This is a genomic window from Clostridium mediterraneense, from assembly GCF_900091705.1.
GTDB classification, from domain to species: Bacteria; Bacillota; Clostridia; order Clostridiales; family Clostridiaceae; genus Sarcina; species Sarcina mediterraneense.
Window position 1 is genome coordinate 1 of sequence record NZ_LT594781.1, and the last position, 1207, is coordinate 1207.

At 38.8% G+C, this 1207-nt stretch carries 1 protein-coding gene; it reads right to left on the reverse strand.

From position 1 onward, the window contains the following. Positions 1-1190: elongation factor Tu (gene tuf, locus BN8917_RS00005; protein WP_066868767.1), on the reverse strand; the 1190-nt coding region annotated here is incomplete at its 3' end. Positions 1191-1207: the final 17 nt, after the last annotated feature.

Consider the following 1207-nt stretch of genomic DNA (forward strand, 5'->3'; position numbering starts at 1 on the left):
TCTACTATTGAAGTAACAACTCCTGAACCTACTGTTCTTCCACCTTCTCTAATAGCGAATCTTAATCCTTCATCCATAGCTACTGGTGTGATTAATTCAACGTTCATATCGATGTGGTCTCCAGGCATAACCATTTCCATTCCTTCTGGTAATTTGATTGATCCTGTAACGTCTGTTGTTCTGAAGTAGAATTGTGGTCTGTATCCATCGAAGAATGGAGTATGTCTTCCACCTTCTTCTTTCTTAAGTACGTATACTTGACCTACGAACTTCTTGTGAGGGTTGATTGATCCTACTTTTGCAAGTACTTGACCTCTTTCGATTTCTGATCTTTGAACACCTCTTAATAATGCTCCAACGTTATCTCCAGCTTGTGCTTCGTCTAATAACTTTCTGAACATTTCGATTCCTGTTACAACTACTTTTCTGCTTTCTTCTGCTAATCCAACGATTTCTACTTCGTCTCCTACGTGAAGAACTCCTCTTTCAACTCTTCCTGTTGCAACTGTTCCTCTACCTGTGATTGTAAATACGTCTTCAACTGGCATTAAGAAATCTTTGTCTGTTGCTCTTTCTGGTGTTGGGATGTAGCTATCTACTGCTTCCATTAATTCTACGATTGGAGCTATTGAAGCTTCATCTGTTGGGTTTTCTAAAGCCTTTAATGCTGAACCCTTGATTACTGGTATATCGTCTCCTGGGAAGTTGTATTCGCTTAATAATTCTCTTACTTCCATTTCAACTAATTCTAATAATTCTTCATCGTCTACCATATCAGCCTTGTTTAAGAATACTACTATGTAGTCAACTCCAACTCTTGATGCTAATAAGATGTGTTCTCTTGTTTGAGGCATTGGACCATCTGCTGCTGAACATACTAAGATAGCTCCATCCATTTGTGCAGCCCCTGTAATCATGTTCTTAACATAGTCTGCGTGTCCTGGACAGTCAACGTGAGCATAGTGTCTGTTTTCTGTTTCATATTCAACGTGTGAACTGTTGATTGTGATTCCTCTTTCTTTTTCTTCTGGTGCCTTATCTATTTCATCATATCTGAAAGCTTCAGCTCCACCTTTGTGTGCTAAAACTGTTGTTATAGCAGCTGTTAATGTTGTTTTACCGTGGTCAACGTGACCGATTGTTCCAATATTTACGTGTGGTTTACTTCTTTCGAATTTTGCCTTTGACATCGTAATTCCTCCTTTAA